The 16,273-nt window shown below is 35.5% G+C and carries 15 protein-coding genes; 5 read left to right on the top strand and 10 right to left on the bottom strand.

The annotated features are described in order from the left end of the window. The first annotated feature begins 35 nt into the window (after positions 1-35). The 3 genes from Q73A0000_RS01285 to mtaB all read left to right on the top strand — a co-directional run bounded on the left by Q73A0000_RS01285 (position 36) and on the right by mtaB (position 2,778). Complete coding sequence (locus Q73A0000_RS01285) at positions 36-626, top strand: DUF1572 family protein (protein WP_193812287.1); 591 nt, start codon at positions 36-38, stop codon at positions 624-626. 95 nt (positions 627-721) lie between these two features. Then, a complete protein-coding gene (locus Q73A0000_RS01280; protein WP_193812286.1) occupies positions 722-1,303 on the top strand; it encodes a hypothetical protein in 582 nt (193 codons plus the stop codon). A gap of 125 nt (positions 1,304-1,428) precedes the next feature. Continuing rightward, positions 1,429-2,778 carry a tRNA (N(6)-L-threonylcarbamoyladenosine(37)-C(2))-methylthiotransferase MtaB gene (mtaB, locus tag Q73A0000_RS01275; RefSeq protein WP_193812285.1) on the top strand — a complete coding sequence of 450 codons (1,350 nt, stop codon included), beginning with the start codon at positions 1,429-1,431 and terminating at the stop codon, positions 2,776-2,778. A gap of 1 nt (position 2,779) precedes the next feature. Here the strand turns inward: mtaB and Q73A0000_RS01270 are convergent, their stop codons facing one another. From Q73A0000_RS01270 to Q73A0000_RS01230, 9 genes are all read right to left on the bottom strand, one after another. Continuing rightward, positions 2,780-2,932 (bottom strand): hypothetical protein, encoded by a 153-nt coding sequence (locus tag Q73A0000_RS01270; RefSeq protein WP_193812284.1) that lies wholly within the window; start codon positions 2,930-2,932, stop codon positions 2,780-2,782. Between the two features lie 22 nt (positions 2,933-2,954). Next, positions 2,955-5,630 (bottom strand): MGH1-like glycoside hydrolase domain-containing protein, encoded by a 2,676-nt coding sequence (locus Q73A0000_RS01265; RefSeq protein ID WP_193812283.1) that lies wholly within the window; start codon positions 5,628-5,630, stop codon positions 2,955-2,957. A 346-nt stretch (positions 5,631-5,976) separates the two neighbouring features. Then, positions 5,977-6,786: a glucose 1-dehydrogenase gene (locus Q73A0000_RS01260; RefSeq protein WP_193812282.1), complete on the bottom strand. Its 810-nt coding sequence runs from the start codon at positions 6,784-6,786 to the stop codon at positions 5,977-5,979. A gap of 67 nt (positions 6,787-6,853) precedes the next feature. Beyond that, complete coding sequence (locus Q73A0000_RS01255; protein WP_193812281.1) at positions 6,854-7,471, bottom strand: DUF1684 domain-containing protein; 618 nt, start codon at positions 7,469-7,471, stop codon at positions 6,854-6,856. Continuing rightward, positions 7,468-7,944: a hypothetical protein gene (locus Q73A0000_RS01250; protein ID WP_193812280.1), complete on the bottom strand. Its 477-nt coding sequence runs from the start codon at positions 7,942-7,944 to the stop codon at positions 7,468-7,470. Before Q73A0000_RS01250 ends, Q73A0000_RS01255 begins: the two co-directional genes overlap by 4 nt. Before the next feature lies 1 nt (position 7,945). Next, complete coding sequence (locus tag Q73A0000_RS01245) at positions 7,946-8,335, bottom strand: hypothetical protein (RefSeq protein WP_193812279.1); 390 nt, start codon at positions 8,333-8,335, stop codon at positions 7,946-7,948. Between the two features lie 24 nt (positions 8,336-8,359). Beyond that, entirely contained in the window at positions 8,360-9,865 is a 1,506-nt protein-coding gene (gene mqo / locus Q73A0000_RS01240) for a malate dehydrogenase (quinone) (RefSeq protein ID WP_193812278.1), read from the bottom strand. Between the two features lie 175 nt (positions 9,866-10,040). Continuing rightward, positions 10,041-10,709 carry a PAQR family membrane homeostasis protein TrhA gene (gene trhA, locus Q73A0000_RS01235; protein ID WP_244140779.1) on the bottom strand — a complete coding sequence of 223 codons (669 nt, stop codon included), beginning with the start codon at positions 10,707-10,709 and terminating at the stop codon, positions 10,041-10,043. Beyond that, positions 10,709-11,731 (bottom strand): NAD(P)H-dependent glycerol-3-phosphate dehydrogenase, encoded by a 1,023-nt coding sequence (locus tag Q73A0000_RS01230; RefSeq protein WP_193812277.1) that lies wholly within the window; start codon positions 11,729-11,731, stop codon positions 10,709-10,711. The genes trhA and Q73A0000_RS01230 overlap by 1 nt, the downstream gene beginning before the upstream one ends. A 209-nt stretch (positions 11,732-11,940) precedes the next feature. Here Q73A0000_RS01230 and Q73A0000_RS01225 point away from each other — a divergent pair, with 209 nt between their 5' ends. Beyond that, a complete protein-coding gene (locus Q73A0000_RS01225; protein WP_193812276.1) occupies positions 11,941-12,828 on the top strand; it encodes a M23 family metallopeptidase in 888 nt (295 codons plus the stop codon). 323 nt (positions 12,829-13,151) lie between these two features. Further along, positions 13,152-15,266 (top strand): type IA DNA topoisomerase, encoded by a 2,115-nt coding sequence (locus tag Q73A0000_RS01220; protein WP_193812275.1) that lies wholly within the window; start codon positions 13,152-13,154, stop codon positions 15,264-15,266. A 104-nt stretch (positions 15,267-15,370) separates the two neighbouring features. Here the strand turns inward: Q73A0000_RS01220 and Q73A0000_RS01215 are convergent, their stop codons facing one another. After that, complete coding sequence (locus Q73A0000_RS01215; RefSeq protein WP_193812274.1) at positions 15,371-16,261, bottom strand: helix-turn-helix domain-containing protein; 891 nt, start codon at positions 16,259-16,261, stop codon at positions 15,371-15,373. Positions 16,262-16,273 lie beyond the last annotated feature (12 nt).

Raw genomic sequence — 16,273 nt, 5'->3', positions numbered from 1 at the left:
TTGATTTGTCCAATTTTTTCATCAAAAACATTAAAATGAAAGATCTATTTATCAAACGGTTTCTATTTTATAAAGAACTTGCCGAAAAAACTTTCGACCAGGTTTCTGAAGAACAACTTTTCTGGAAATACAATGAGGAAAGTAATTCCATCGCAACTTTGGTAAAACATATTTCTGGAAATATGCTTTCACGTTGGACGAATTTCCTCACTGAAGATGGTGAAAAAAATTGGCGAAACAGAGATTCTGAATTTGAAAACGACATTCATTCAAAATCAGAAATGATGGAGATTTGGAATAAAGGTTGGCAGGTTTTATTGGAAGCTTTAAATCAAATTAAAGACGAAAACTGGTACGACACGATTCTCATACGTGGTGAAAAGCACAGTATTCTGGATGCCGTTTTAAGACAATTTGCCCATTATCCTTACCACATCGGCCAAATCATTTACATCGGAAAAATGCTTAAAAATGAAGACTGGAAAACTTTATCCATTGCAAAAAATCATTCCGAAACTTTTAACATAGAAAAATTCAAAAGCCAGGATTCATCAGAAATTCAAGAAAACTCTTCACCAGTTTGTTATGCAAAAAGCGATGAAGTTCGGGACGATTATAAAATTTAAAGATTCTGATATAAATCACTTGTGACATAAGTCAGTACCATTTTTCAAATCTTGTGGAGGCTTGTGATTAATTTTACACCATCAAACACACAGACATGAAAACAGATGGTGGAATGCAAAATCTCGAGCAAGTTTTACTTGATTTAAAAGAGAAGAAAAGTTTAAGTTTCGACGACGTTTGCGACTTATTATTTACTTTTCAGTTCAAAGATTTCGATGAACTGTTTCAGATTAGTCCCTTAGAAGTTCCGAACGAAACCTTCATGAAAATTCCGGTTTATCATGATGAATTTGTGGCTACGCTAAAGATTTGGGGAGTTAATAATTATTCTGCCATTCGCGATCATTCTAATTATGATGCTAAAATTAAAGTTTTAAAAGGAAGTTTAACCGAAGCGAGTTATCGTGAAAATTCAAACTTCATCGAATATGACTCAAAAACGACCGCCCGAGTTGGAGATATTTTGGTAGAAGAACAAACGGATATTAATTCCATGATTAATAATTCTGAAGGAATTTCTGTCAGTCTCCATATTTACAGAACTCCAAAATTAAGATTAGAAGGCGTTAAAATTTTTGATACCGAAACCCGAAGAATTGCCATTTTATCAAACGAAGCAAAAGCCTGCTCTTGGAATTTACCAGAAAATAACTACGAAAAAATCATTCAGATATAGATTACAATATTTCATTTCAAATTAAATTTCATTCATTGAAAAATCACAACTTGTTGTGGTTTTTTTTTGCCCAACACATTTGCTCGTTAGAAAAAAAATAATCTCTAAATTTGCACCATTCAATTATGGAACACTTACAATTAAAAACCGCCGCTTTTCATACTTTAGGTTGCAAACTTAACTTTGCAGAAACCTCAACCATTGCCCGCCAGCTTACTGGTGCCGGTTATACAAAGGTTAGCTTTGATGAGCCAGCTAATGTCTATATCATCAATACCTGTTCGGTTACTGAAAATGCAGACCGGGAATGTAAGTTTCATGTAAAGCGCGCTATGAAAGCTAATCCCGATGGTTTGGTTGTGATTTTAGGTTGTTATGCACAATTGAAACCTGAAGAGATTTCGGAAATCACAGGTGTAGATTTAGTTTTGGGAGCGAAGGAAAAATTCAATATTCTGAGTTACCTTGATGATTTACAGAAATCAGAAAGCCATGGAATTATTCATTCTTGCGAGATTGATGAAGCCGATTTCTTTATCGGAAGTTATTCAATTGGAGACCGAACTCGTGCTTTTTTGAAAGTTCAGGATGGCTGTGATTATAAATGTACTTATTGTACGATTCCTTTAGCAAGAGGAATTTCCCGTTCTGACACCATAGAAAGTGTGGTTAGAAATGCAACAGAAATTGCGCAGAAAGGAATTCGTGAAATCGTTTTAACCGGCGTCAATATTGGTGATTACGGAAAAGGTGAATTCGGAAATAAAAAACATGAACACACTTTCCTGGATCTAATTTCAGAATTAGATCAGGTTGAACGTATAGAAAGAATCCGTATTTCGTCGATCGAACCAAATTTATTGAAAAACGAAAGCATTGAATTGGTGGCGAAAAGCAAACGTTTTGTTCCGCATTTCCATATTCCATTGCAAAGTGGAAGCGACGATTTATTAAAGCAAATGAAACGCCGATATATGAGCGGTTTATATGCCGACCGAGTTTCAAAAATTCGTGAAGTAATGCCCGATTCTTGTATTGGAGTTGACGTTATTGTTGGATTTCCAGGCGAAACAGAAGAGAAGTTTTTAGAAACTTATAATTTTCTAAATGAGTTGCCTATTTCTTATCTGCATGTTTTTACTTATTCTGAAAGAGAAAATACTGAAGCCGCAGAAATGGATGGTGTTATCCCAATTCCTGAAAGAAAGAGAAGAAACAAAATGCTGAGAATTCTTTCTGAGAAAAAGAAAATGGCTTTCTATCAAACACAATTAGGCAAAACACTTCCTGTCCTTTGGGAACATGAAAACAAAAACGGAATCATGTTCGGCTTTACCGAAAATTATGTTCGAGTGCAAAAACCTTTTGATGAAAATTCTATTAATCAGATTGAAACTTTAAAACTCAAAAAGATTTTAACGGACGGAACAGTTTCTGTATTTCCAGCCTTTGAAGAATTTTTGGCAAAAGTTTAATTTATTTCACTGCTTTTACTTTACCAATATCTAAACTTTCAAATAGGTTTGGGAAGTACATTAGTAAAATAAAGTAAAAAATAATCATTAGCGCAATTACAGCGATTGCGATTACTACGATTGGTCCTGGTGTATTTTTATCATTTGTTGCCATAACTTTAGGATTTAACATTCTCTTATTTAGCATCAACTTTTACACCAGTTTGTTCCGATGTTTCTGTCTGTGCTTTTACCATCTTATTTTCTAAAAAACGCGGTTGTAAAATCTTTGCAATCAATCCCGTCCAACCCGTTTGGTGAGAAGCTCCTACTCCACGGCCACTGTCTCCATGAAAATATTCGTAGAATAAAATATAATCCTTGAAATCATCATCTTCCTGAAATTTTGGATATTGACCATTGAAAGCACGTTTTCCATTTTCATCTTCTAAGAAAATATTGGCTAAACGTTTTCCTAAAAATTGAGCAATCTCATCTAAATTCAAATAATTTCCACTTCCCGTCGGACATTCTACTTTAAAGTCGGGACTATAATAAAAGAAGAACCGCTGCAAACTTTCAATAATTAAAAAATTAATCGGAAACCAAATTGGACCGCGCCAATTGCTATTGCCTCCAAACATATCACTATCACTTTCCGCCGGCAGATATTTCACCGTATAATCAGTGCCATCTAAATTAATATGGAAAGGATTTTCCTCATAATCTTTTGATAAAGCCCGAACTCCATAATCGCTTAAGAATTCTTTTTCATCAAGCATTCTCTGCAGCAGTTTTTTCAAACGATGACCTCTTAACAAAGAAAGTAAATGTTTGGAATCGCTGCCTTTCACTTCCCAATGAGAAACGAGCGAGGCTAACTTCGGTTTATTTTTTAAAACCCAATCCATTCTTTCTTTAAAAGCCGGCAATTTATCGAGCATTTCTTCATCGATTACTTCTACTGCAAACATAGGAATCAAACCTACAATGGAACGAACTCGCATAAAAATACTGGAACAGTCTTTCAGTTTGAGAGCATCGTAGAAAAATTCATCCTGATCATCCCAAAGTGAAAAATCATTTTCACCCATATTGTCGAGCGCATTGGCGATACTCAAGAAATGTTCGAAAAATTTCGTGGCAAGATCTTCATATACTTTATTATACAAAGCCAATTCCATAGCGATTCTCATCATATTCAGCGCGAACATGGCCATCCAACTTGTACCGTCGGCTTGTTCTAAACTTTCACCATAAGGCAAAGTTTCGTTACGGTCAAAAATTCCGATATTGTCTAAACCAAGGAATCCGCCTTCGAAAATATTATTTCCATTGCTGTCTTTTTTGTTGACCCACCAAGTGAACGTCATCAGTAGTTTTTGGAAAACTCCTTCAAGGAATTCAAGATCCGGTTTTCCTTTTTCTACTTCATCAATTTTAAAAACCCTAAAAGCCGCCCATGCATGAACTGGTGGATTGACATCGCTGAAATCCCATTCATATGCGGGAAGTTGACCATTAGGATGCATGAACCATTCGAGTGTTAAAAGCTTCAATTGCTGCTTTGCAAAATCAGCGTCGATAATGGCAAAACTTAAAGTATGAAAGGCTAAATCCCAAGTTGCGAACCAAGGATATTCCCATTTATCAGGCATTGAAATTATATTCAGAGAATTGAAATTTCCCCAATCTTCATTTCTAATATGCTTTCGGGATTTTGGTGGCGGAATTTCAGACGGATCACCTTCTAACCATTTCTCAATATTGTAATGATAGAACTGCTTGCTCCACAACATTCCCGCAAAGGCTTGACGTTGAACTAATTTTTCATCATCCGTTTTAATTCCTTTCTGTAACTCTTTATAAAATTCATCGGCTTCGAATTTTCTGTCGTTAAAAATTTTATCAAAATCTTCAAATGGTGCATCTAAATCTTTATCACATAATCTAAATTCGAAAATATGGGTGCTCTTTGCAGGGATTATTTCATCAATAAAAAAAGAAGCTTTGGTTCCATTTTTTTCTGAATTAACTGAATTTTGATTTCCATTAATAATGAAATCGTTGATGCCATCCTTACAAAACTTCCCAGAATCTGCGGCTTGGAATAATCGCTGGTAATTGCTTTCGTTATCGCAAAAAAGAACCTCAGTAGATTGTTTTGCGTAAAAGTTTTTTACCTTTAATTCCTTGTGATTGATTGTAATGTGATTAGCATCTGTCGCATTTAACTGCGGTCGATAATCATCATAACCCCAACTCCAGGTATTTCGAAACCAAATGGTTGGCAAAAGAGTTAGCGGTGCATCTTTGGTAGATTTATTGGTAACCGAAATTCTAATTAAAATATCTTCCTGTGAACATTTAGCATATTCAATGAAAATATCAAAATATTCATTTTGGTCAAAAATCCCAGTGTCAATAAGTTCGTATTCTGGATTTTCTTTTCCCGCTTCTGCATTTTTATCAACGAGCTCGTCATAAGGAAAAGCATTTTGCGGATATTTATACAACATCTTCATATAAGAATGCGTCGGGGTATTATCTAAATAATAGTAATATTCCTTGACATCTTCGCCGTGATTTCCCTGCCCATTGGTCAAACCGAAAAACCGTTCTTTAACCATTTTGTCTTTTTTGTTCCAAAGACCTAATGAAAACGCAAGCAATTGTTTATCATCGCAGATTCCGCAGATTCCCTCTTCGCCCCAACGATAGGTTTTGGCTTCGGCAGTATCATGGCTGGTATAATTCCAGGCGTCGCCATCGGCACTGTAATCCTCACGAACCACTCCCCATTCTCGATTGCTGACATAAGGACCCCATTTTTTCCAGGAGACATCGGGTAATCTTTTATTTTCTTCAATCATCTTATTTGAATTTTAAAGCAAATTAATATTGCGGAAATCGACTATCGAAAAATGAATTTTATACTTGCTTCGAAAAATGCACCCCGATTTGACTCTCTGATTTTTAAATTTTCATTTGAATCGCCGAACCACTAAGTGGTTTGAGTGGAGCTCTCTTTGGTATTTTGATCCTATTTTTCGACTAATAATACATTTCCTCGTAATACCAAAAAAGCGGGAATCTCATCATTAAAGACGAGAGAAAAAGGCGTCCAAATAATTATTTAAATAACTGTGTTAAACATCCCGTCAAGAATTTGAAATTTTTGCCACGCCTCCAAAGGACGGGAATTTAAGTTCCTTACATTTAACCGCCCGTTGAAAATGATTCGAAAGTGGTCATACCACCATCGATAAATAGGCTGGCACCCGTGATATAATCGGACTTATCACTCGCTAGGAAAACGGCCAGGTTTCCAATATCCTTTGGTTGACCGATTCTGTCATAAGGAATTAGTTTCAGCAAAGAATTCATCGCTTCAGGCGTTTCCCACGCACTTTTATTAATGGGAGTTTGAATGGCTCCGGGACAAATGGAATTCACTCGGATTTTATCTCCACCATATTCTTGCGCCAAAGTCTGCATCAACATTCGAATTGCACCTTTACTCGACGCATAATTGGCATGTTTGGACCACGGGATAATTTCGTGTACCGACGAGATATGAATGATTTTTCCACAAGCGATTGATCGCGAAGTATCGATTCCTCTTCTGAGAAATTCTTTAATCGCTTCTCGGGCACATAAAAATTGACCGGTTAAATTAATACCAATTACCGCATTCCATTGATCCAAAGTCATTTCGGTAAACTTTGCATCTTTTTGAATTCCGGCATTATTGACTAAAATATCAACGGTTCCCAATTGAGCAACAACGTCCTGAAACATTTTTATGACCTCATCTTCTTTGGAAACGTCGCACTGGTAAACGATTCCTTTTCCGCCTTTGTCGGTAATTTCTTTTAGGACTGCAGTTGCCTGATCCAGCGCTCCGGCAAAAGGATAATTGATCACGACTTCTGCGCCGGATTCTGCCATTGATCTTGCAACTCCGGCACCAATTCCACTGCAGGAACCTGTGATAATGGCTACTTGATTTTTAAGAGAAACTTCCATAGTACAACTTTATTTTTTTTATGAATAATGAAAGAGAAAGTATCGAGTCTATTTTTAAAATCTATTTTTAGTGATGATAAACATCTTCATACATCACGCCTGCTTCAATTCTTACGGGCAAAAAATTCTCTGCTGGAACAATCGGACAATTATAATCAAGCGCGTTGTAGGCGCAATATGGATGATAAGATTTATTGAAATCTAAAATAATGATATCGCCTTTTGGGATTTTTAAATCCATGTATTTCCCGCCGCCATAAGTTTCGATCTCATTGGTCGCATCCCGAAAAGGTAAGAAAAGATAGTCTTTATATTTGTTCTTTTTTATTAATGCTAAATTTTGATAAAGAGTCAAAGTCAATTTCTGACCATCTAAAACAAATGTTGCTTTGCCAAATTCGCGGTAGGTTCTGGTTTTTCCGGAAGAGGTTGGCAGTTCAAAAGATGCTGCATTTTCGGTCTTCGTGAATTTTGCAGCAACCTTATATTTTAAATCAATTGGAAAGAAAGGATGTTCTTTGAAGTTGGTAAAATTACTTCCTCTCAATGGCGTTTCCTTTGGATTTTTATATTCTGAATTAAGTTCTTTCTGAAACTTTTTAACATCAGAAGTTTCCCTATCGGGCGATTGTGAAGCACAGGAAGTGATCAGAATAGCAACTATTAAAATGAGAATATTTTTCATTTTTTATAGTATTTCTTTCTGATCGTTTCGTAATAACTTTCGTCCGCAGAAATATAAAAAGGCATTTCGATATAATTCTGATCACGGTACATTCCGAGGTGTAAATACATCGGTGCAGCTGATTTTTCAGTCTTTATTTTAAAATTTAAAACATCCATAAAATCTTTGGGAGATTTTGTAGTATGAGCAGAAACCAGTTTTTCAACGGTCACTTTCCCATTTTTATAGTAGATATAATTACAAGATCTCTTTAGGGAATCTGGCGATAACTTCGCTTGAAATTTCTTCGCAATATTAAAACCTTCAAATTCTGAATAATCTTTATTTTCACATTTTTTTAAATAGGTCTCCACAAAATCTTGTGCGATTTGTTTTCTTTCTTTGTTAAATTTATTTAATGGAACTACGCTGTATCGAGAGTTACAACTACCCATTAAAAACGGAATCATCAACAGGAAATAGATTTTTTTCATTCTAATTAATTTTTACTTTATAAACATCGGATTTATTTCTTTTAATATTTCTTACCCAAAATCCTCCTTCTTGTGGAATCTCTTCCTTTAAATCAAAACTCGTACACTCTTTAGGCAAACCAGAAAAAACCAAGGTAAACCAGTAATCTTTCATCGGCGGAACTTCTGTCCAATAAGGAAAAAGTGAAATATTCTCGTGATGAATCAAAGTGCTTTTATGCCCCAAACTTTCATCAATCAAAAAAGTAGATGACCAAATACGAATCAACATATCCGAAAAAGGTGTTCCCGGAAAACAACAATGAACGATGACTTGTTTTTCTGCTTCTACCTTGGGTTGAAGCGCTGCCAAAAGTTCTGGTGAAATTTCGGGTTTCGTAATAGTCGTCATTTTTAAATAAGTAATGAGTAATTGCTAATAATCGAGTTTGAGCTTATCTTTGGTATAATCTCTAATATGTTTTGTAAGTTCGGGATTATCTGCCAATTTCTGCCCATAGGTTGGAATCATTTCGGTCAATTTTTCTTTCCATTCATGATGAACTTTTTCCGGGAAACATTTTTCTAAAACCTGAAGCATCGCATATACTGCTGTAGAAGCACCAGGAGAAGCACCCAACAAGGAAGCGATTGTTCCTTTTTTATTCACAACAACTTCTGTCCCGAATTCTAATTTACCACCTTGCTCATCATTTTTTTTAATGATTTGAACTCTTTGTCCGGCCACTTTCAATTCCCAATCTTCTTCTCTTGCATCTTTTACAAACTCTCTTAAATGCTGCATTCTTTGCACTTTAGTCATCGCGACTTGTTGAACCAAATATTTCGTCAATGGTAAATTATGCCACCAAGCTCCAAACAGGGATTTAATATTTTTTCTGTTCACGCTGTCTGGTAAATCGAGGTAACTTCCTTCTTTTAAAAACTTGGTAGAGAATCCTGCAAATGGTCCAAAGAGCAAAGCTTTTTGACCATCTATAATTCTTAAATCTAAATGTGGAACACTCATTGGTGGAGCATCTACACTCGCTTGAGTATATACTTTCGCTTGATGTTTTGCAATGAGTTCAGGATTATGAGTAACGAGCCATTGACCAGAAACCGGGAATCCACCATAACCTGCACTTTCGGGAATATCCGAACTATCAAGCAATGGAAGTGCGTAACCTCCTGCACCAATGAATACGAAATCAGCGGTGAGTTGACTTGACTTTGCATGCATTCTGTCTTTAATTTTCAAAGACCATTTTCCATCAGCCATCGGATCAATATCTTTTACATCGTGATATAAATAAACATCTACATTAGAATGTTCTGCTAAAAAGTGACCCATTTTTCTGGTTAATGTTCCAAAATTAACATCGGTTCCTAAATCCATTTTTGTTGCAGCGAGAACTTCATTATCTTTTCTTTTAGCCATGATTAAAGGAATCCATTCGCGAAGTTTTTCATGGTCTGTCGAAAATTCCATTCCTTTAAACAACTCAGATTGAGTCATTTTTTCATGACGTTTTCTTAAAAACTCAACGTCATGTTCTCCGAAAACCAAACTCATGTGTGGACAAGAATTGATGAAATCTTTCGGATTATTAATATATTTTTTAGATAATAAATAAGACCAGAATTGTTTTGAAATTTCAAATTGCTCGGCAATACTTTCTGCTTTTGAAATATCGATGGAACCATCTTTTTTTTCAGGAGTATAATTAAGTTCACAGAACGCAGAATGTCCTGTCCCAGCGTTATTCCAGGCTGCTGAACTTTCTCGGGCAAAGCGACCTAGTCTTTCAAAAATAACAATTTTAAGTTTTGGATCAAGCTCGTGAAGTAATGTTCCGAGAGTTACACTCATAATTCCACCACCGATTAAGACGACATCATAATGTGCTTGAAGAGGTTTATGATTGGCTGAAGTAGGCATATAGTAGTATTTTTAGATTAACGAATTTCGGTAAAAGTTTTGTTTTAGAAGAATCAGAGTTGTTAAAACTTCCTTAAACTGCTGCTTAAAGCATCTTTAAAATAACAACTTTAAAGACGAATAATCTAATAGCAAAAAAATCGCCATTCTAAAAAAAATTACACTAAAATTAACTTTAAACCTTAGAAATAGGAATTACATAAAAATAGATCGACATGAAATGACAGAACGTTCCGAGCAAAACGAACATGTGGAAAATAAAATGATTGAATTTCAGTTTCGTAATATTGTACAAAACTGCACCGATGGTATAGGAAACTCCGCCAGAAATTAACCAAACCACCCCTCGGAAATTGAGATGATACATCAAACTGTCGAAGCTCAAAATAATCAACCAACCCATTGCTACATAAAGAATCGTGGATAAAATATTTAATCGACCAATAAAGAAAAATTTAAAAATAATTCCAATAATTGCCATACCCCAAACTACTGCGAAAATGGTATAACCCTCCCGACCGCTCAAAGAAACCAAGGCAAATGGTGAATAAGTGCCAGCTATTAAAACATAAATTGCAGAATGATCGAAGATATTCAGTCGATATCTTAATAAGGGATTTTTAGAAGAATGATATAAAGTAGAAGCAAGATAAAGGATAATCATGCTCACTCCAAAAATCGAAAAACTGATCAATGCTCTGGTACTTTCTAAATAGAGCGCCCTATTTATCAAGAAAACCAAAGCTACGATACTCAAAAGGAAACCAATAAAATGCGACCATATATTCAACCGCTCTTCCACAACTGAATAGATATGAACAGAATATATGGCTCTATTTTTCACTAATTTAAGAGTAAGGTTAATTTTTTAAATTCAGTTTCTGCATTCTTTTCTTTATAAAGAATTCCGTAAATCGTATCGATAATCGGTGTGTTCAATTTTTTACTTTTTGAGGTATGATAAACTGAATCTGCGGCATAATATCCTTCAGCAATCATATTCATTGATTGAATTGCAGATTTCACGGTATATCCTTTTCCGATTAGATTTCCTAAGTTTCGGTTTCTGGAAAACAGTGAATATGCAGTTACCAGTAAATCTCCGAGATAAGCACTCTCGTTGACATCACGAGGAACTTCGTAAACGGATTCCAGGAAAACTTCCATTTCGCGAACTGCATTAGAAACGAAAACCGCCGTAAAGTTATCTCCATAACCTAAACCACTGGAAATCCCAGCACCAACTGCATAAATATTTTTCAAAATCGCGCTGTATTCATTTCCTAAAATATCTTTAGTAGAATGAACATTAATGAAATCTGAAGAAAATAAATCTTTCAATTTTTTAGCAACATCATCTTCTGCAACGGCAATCGTTAAATACGATAAACGTTCCATAGCAACTTCCTCAGCATGACAAGGACCAGCGATCACTGCCTGATTTCTAAAACCAATTTTAAATTCATCACGAAGGTAATGAGCAACTACATCGTTCACTTTCGGCACAATCCCTTTAATTGCAGAAACAAAAATCTTATCCTCGTAATTACACGTCATTTTCTCCATCGCATCCGAGAGATAGATGGAAGGCGTTGCCAAAACCACTACTTCACAAGCGGAAACCAATTCATTAATATCGGTCGTCACTTTTAGATTTTTTTGATCAAATGAAACAGACGTTAAATAATTTGGATTATGACCGCGCTGTTCAATCGCCCCTTTTACATATTCGTTTCGCACACACCAGTGAACCAGTTTGCTATTTTCCACCAACATTTTTACAATGGCAGTTGCAAAACTACCACTTCCTACTACGCCAACGGGAATATCTTGAGTCTGTGATTTCTGGGCTTTCTTTTTTGTCATAATTAAAAAATTGAGGTGCTGTTCAGAAGTTTCTGAACAAGTGCGAATCTATAGTACAAATATATTAAAGCTTTCTGAAATAGTGCAAAGAATTGTATTCTAATAAACTGAAGTAAATCATCAAAAGGCATTTGTTTTATGAAAAAACAGCTTTTAAAAATATTTTATAAATTTGCAGTCTTAATTTTTTGACCAACAAGACTTTAATAATGAAGAACTTATTAAGTAATAAAAAAAACATCAGTTTAATCTTAGGAATACTGGTATTAGTTATTTTCGGACAGGCTTTATTTATCGGAAAACTATATTCTGAGAAAGATGATAAATCGTATCAAGTGAATTTAGTTCCAATTAAAACTGAAAAAGACAGCATCGATTATCTGGAAATGAAAAATAATCTGATGTTAGTAGATAACACCGTTCGAGAGCTCAATTCCTTTTTAGCCTCAAAGAATCTATCGGATGGAAAAATAGAAATGCTTGCTAAAGACAGTATCTCAAATGCGGTTTATCTGTCAAAACAAACTAATCGTTACAGTCAGTATTTGGTAGATTTGCAGAAAAAATTACAACAAGTTCCTTTGGGAATTCCGACTGATGGATATATTTCATCTCTTTTTGGAAAACGTGTAAATCCTATTCCTGACAAAACAATCATGTTAGCGTCGATGTCATCGGCAAAAGCAGACCCGAAAATTGTGGTAGAAAAAGACAGTTTGGGAAATGTCATTAAATCTACTCCTGTTCTTGCAAATCAAAATAATTTACCTGCTGAAAAAGATCAAATTCAGTTTCACAAAGGTTTAGACATTGCAGTTGCTTATGGCACAGATGTTCGAAGTGCTGCTGCCGGAAAAGTAATTTTCGCGGGCGTGAAAGGCGGTTACGGAAACTGCGTCATCATTTCTCATGGAAATGGTTTAGATACTTTATATGGACATCTTTCAGAAATCCTGGTAAAAGCTAATGATGTGGTCGTGGTCAATGACGTGATTGCAAAATCAGGAAACACGGGACGTTCGACGGGACCTCATCTTCATTACGAAGTTCATAAAAACAATACGCCGGTTAATCCGAAACTTTTTATGAACTTGTAATAAAATCAATTTTAAAATATGGACGCTTCTGAATTTTTTGGGAGCGTTTTTTTTGTAAAAAAAAAGTATTTTCTAATCCTGATGCTTTTTTTTAACACAAATTACACAAATGGACTTTCACAAATAGCACAATTTATTAGTGTCATTGGTGGGAATATTCGTGTTACTGGTGTTAAAAAAGTACAGTTTAATTTTCACCATTAAGATTTCAATTTTCAAAATCCTTTTTAAGAATTAGAAAGAATTCTTTTCACATTATTTCAACCCTTTGTTTAGAAAAATTTACTGAAATTTGCAGCTCGTCCAAAAAATGAAGTTGAACTATGAAATTATGTATTGCTGAAAAGCCAAGTGTTGCCCGGGATATTGCCAAAGTTTTAGGAGCTGATGTTCCCAAGCAAGGCTATTTTGAAGGCAATGGCTATTGGGTAACATGGACGTTTGGACATCTTTGTACGCTGAAAGAACCGCATGATTACAGTCCGCATCTTAAATCCTGGAATTTATTCACACTTCCTATTATTCCAAATCCGTTTGGAATTAAATTAATAGAAAACGCTGGCGTTGAAAGGCAATTTAAAATCATTGAGAAATTAGTTGCAGATTGTGAGGAGGTCATTAACTGTGGTGATGCTGGGCAAGAAGGAGAAGTGATACAGCGTTGGGTTTTGCACAAAGCGAAATGTAGAAAACCCACGAAAAGATTATGGATTTCTTCACTAACCGAAGAAGCCATCAAAGAAGGTTTTGCCAATTTAAAACCTGCAGAAGATTATCTCAATCTATATCAAGCCGGAAATGCACGTGCGATTGGCGACTGGCTTTTAGGAATTAACGCCACCCGTTTATTCACCCGAAAATTTGGTGGAAATAAAAGTGTCCTTTCGATTGGGCGTGTTCAAACGCCTACTCTTGCGATGATTGTTCAGCGGCAAAAAGAAATCGATGCCTTTAACACGGAGGAATATTGGGAACTGAAAACCAAATACCGAGACGTTATTTTCAATGCAGCAATCGACCGTTTAAAAACGAAAGAAAAAGCGGAGAAAGGTTTAGAGTATTTAAAACAAAATCTTTTTGAAATTGTCTCTTTTGAAATTAAAGAAGGGAAAGAAAAAAATCCACGACTCTTTGATTTGACGGCTTTACAGGTTGAAGCCAATAGAAAATTCGGTTTTTCTGCGGAGAATACATTGAAGTATATTCAGAGTTTATACGAAAAGAAACATACGACTTATCCGAGAGTTGATACTACTTACCTTTCTGAAAGTTTATATCCGAAGATTCCCGGAATTCTTCAAAGCATGAATTTTTACAGTGAATTGACGGCGCCAATTTTGGCTCAACCGATTCCAAAATCGAAAGCGGTTTTTGATGATACGAAAGTCACCGATCACCATGCAATCATTCCGACAGAGATTCCGCCATCTTCCAGTTTAAGCCGAGAAGAAAAATTAATTTATGATTTGGTAGCCAAACGGTTTATTGCTGTTTTTTATCCGGAATGTAAAATTTCAAATACTTTGGTGGAAGGACAAGTTGGAACAATTCCTTTTAAAACGACTGGAAGACAAATTCTGGAATTGGGTTGGCGCGAAGTTTATATTAAAGAAAAAGACGATACCGAAAAGAAGGACAAAGACGAAGAGCAAACGATTCCGGAATTTAAAGCAGGCGAAAAAGGTCCACACAAACCATTGATTCATCAGGGAAAAACCAGTCCGCCAAAAGCTTATACGGAAGCAACTTTACTACGTGCCATGGAAACTGCAGGGAAACAAGTCGATGATGAAGAACTGCGCGAGATGATGAAAAACAATGGTATTGGAAGACCTTCTACCCGAGCTAATATTATTGAAACTTTGTTCAGAAGAAAATATATCGAGCGGAAAAAGAAAAACATTTTTGCGACTTCTACCGGCGTTGATTTGATTGATACTATTCAGGATGAATTGCTAAAAAGCCCGGAATTAACAGGTGAATGGGAATTTAAATTAAGAAAAATTGAGCGTGGTGAATATGAGGCGAATCAATTTAAAGAGGAGCTGATTACGATGGTAACCGAGTTAACGCGAAACGTTATTAATGAAAAAGCAAAAGTTATCTCCTTTCAGGAAGAAGTAAAACCCAAAGAAAAGAAAGAACCAACTCCGCGAAAAATTACGACGATTATTTGGGAAGAGGAAGATTGTCCAAAGTGTAAAGAAAACAAATTAATGAAAGGTAAAACTGCCATTGGTTGTTCGAATTACAAAGGTTGTGGCTTTAAAGTTCCTTTCGTTTTGTTTGGAAAAAAGCTGACCGAAAAACAGATTCAGGATATTATTACCAAAGGAAAATCTAGTAAGCTCAAAGGGTTTACAGAACATCCGGAAAGTTTAGTTGAAGGGGTTTTACGCTTAACAGATGATTTCAAAATTGAATTAAAAGCCGAATAATAAAAATCGGCTTTTAATTCAATTTTGAAATAGAGAGAATCTGACTGAAATGTAGATTCTTTCGAATCAAGCTGCTCATAAAATTCTTGAAAACTAAAAACAATTTATGATACAATTCCTTTATTATTCAGAAACTGCGCTCTGTATTCTTTCGGAGTAATCCCGGCAATCTTTTTAAAAAGCTGCGTAAAGTGAGAAGCAGTATGAAAATTGAGTTCATAAGCAATCTCGGCGATATCTTTACTTGAATGAAGAAGCACCTTGCTGTAATTAACATCCATTTCGCTGAGACACTGTTTGGGTGATTTCTGGGTCACATTCTTGACACATTTATTAAGATAATTTTCTGTAACGGAAAGCTTATCGGCATAAAAAGCTACTCTTTTTTCAACTACGTGGTACTTAAATAAAAGATCCCGAAACTGCAATGACAGTTCCATCGGACGGGTGGATGATTTGCGGACGCTGCTTAAGTCGGTATGAAGCATTTTAATTAAAATAAGATGAAGCATGGTGATCAACACTTCATTGACATCCAAATTATTCAGCAAAAATTCCTGTTCCATGATGACAAGAAGCTGGGTAATCGTTCCGTAAGTTAGACTGTCCAACGTCCGGAAAGGCGTCATAAAAAAGATACTTGTTTTATGCTTTGGAAGTTCCTGTTCAGACAGAATGCTATTTTCGTATACCAGAAAAAAACCTTCAATATCATCTGACAATTCGATGGTTGCCGTAATAATTCCCTGCTGGATTAAAATGACATCGCCTTTCTCGGCATCATATTCTTTATTATCCAAGTATTGCTTGATATGGCCTTTGGTAATAAAGATGATAAAATTAAAGGTGGTACGATAAGGAATTACCGGCATGAGAATTCCTTTAAGATAATTCTCAAGCCGGTAAAGTTGGATTTCTGCATTATTAGCCAATATCTTCTCGGTGATATTGAGCAGAAATAGTTTTTTATAATTAAAACTGGATAATACCTCCATTCCTTTATTTAT

Source organism: Kaistella flava (ex Peng et al. 2021) (assembly GCF_015191005.1).
GTDB classification, from domain to species: Bacteria; Bacteroidota; Bacteroidia; order Flavobacteriales; family Weeksellaceae; genus Kaistella; species Kaistella flava.
The sequence above is the reverse complement of the archived record's forward strand: the minus strand, read 5'-3'. Positions and strand labels throughout refer to the sequence as shown.

Excerpts from the sequence above, each read along its gene's own strand:
- Q73A0000_RS01245 (WP_193812279.1), bottom strand. The coding sequence starts at position 8,335 with ATGACGACTATTACGAAACCCGAAATTTCACCAGAACTTTTGGCAGCG.
- Q73A0000_RS01270 (WP_193812284.1), bottom strand. The coding sequence starts at position 2,932 with ATGGCAACAAATGATAAAAATACACCAGGACCAATCGTAGTAATCGCA.
- mtaB (WP_193812285.1), top strand. The coding sequence starts at position 1,429 with ATGGAACACTTACAATTAAAAACCGCCGCTTTTCATACTTTAGGTTGC.
- Q73A0000_RS01230 (WP_193812277.1), bottom strand. The coding sequence starts at position 11,731 with ATGACAAAAAAGAAAGCCCAGAAATCACAGACTCAAGATATTCCCGTT.
- Q73A0000_RS01280 (WP_193812286.1), top strand. The coding sequence starts at position 722 with ATGAAAACAGATGGTGGAATGCAAAATCTCGAGCAAGTTTTACTTGAT.
- Q73A0000_RS01250 (WP_193812280.1), bottom strand. The coding sequence starts at position 7,944 with ATGAAAAAAATCTATTTCCTGTTGATGATTCCGTTTTTAATGGGTAGT.
- Q73A0000_RS01260 (WP_193812282.1), bottom strand. The coding sequence starts at position 6,786 with ATGGAAGTTTCTCTTAAAAATCAAGTAGCCATTATCACAGGTTCCTGC.
- Q73A0000_RS01220 (WP_193812275.1), top strand. The coding sequence starts at position 13,152 with ATGAAATTATGTATTGCTGAAAAGCCAAGTGTTGCCCGGGATATTGCC.
- mqo (WP_193812278.1), bottom strand. The coding sequence starts at position 9,865 with ATGCCTACTTCAGCCAATCATAAACCTCTTCAAGCACATTATGATGTC.
- Q73A0000_RS01225 (WP_193812276.1), top strand. The coding sequence starts at position 11,941 with ATGAAGAACTTATTAAGTAATAAAAAAAACATCAGTTTAATCTTAGGA.
- Q73A0000_RS01255 (WP_193812281.1), bottom strand. The coding sequence starts at position 7,471 with ATGAAAAATATTCTCATTTTAATAGTTGCTATTCTGATCACTTCCTGT.
- Q73A0000_RS01215 (WP_193812274.1), bottom strand. The coding sequence starts at position 16,261 with ATGGAGGTATTATCCAGTTTTAATTATAAAAAACTATTTCTGCTCAAT.
- Q73A0000_RS01265 (WP_193812283.1), bottom strand. The coding sequence starts at position 5,630 with ATGATTGAAGAAAATAAAAGATTACCCGATGTCTCCTGGAAAAAATGG.
- Q73A0000_RS01285 (WP_193812287.1), top strand. The coding sequence starts at position 36 with ATGAAAGATCTATTTATCAAACGGTTTCTATTTTATAAAGAACTTGCC.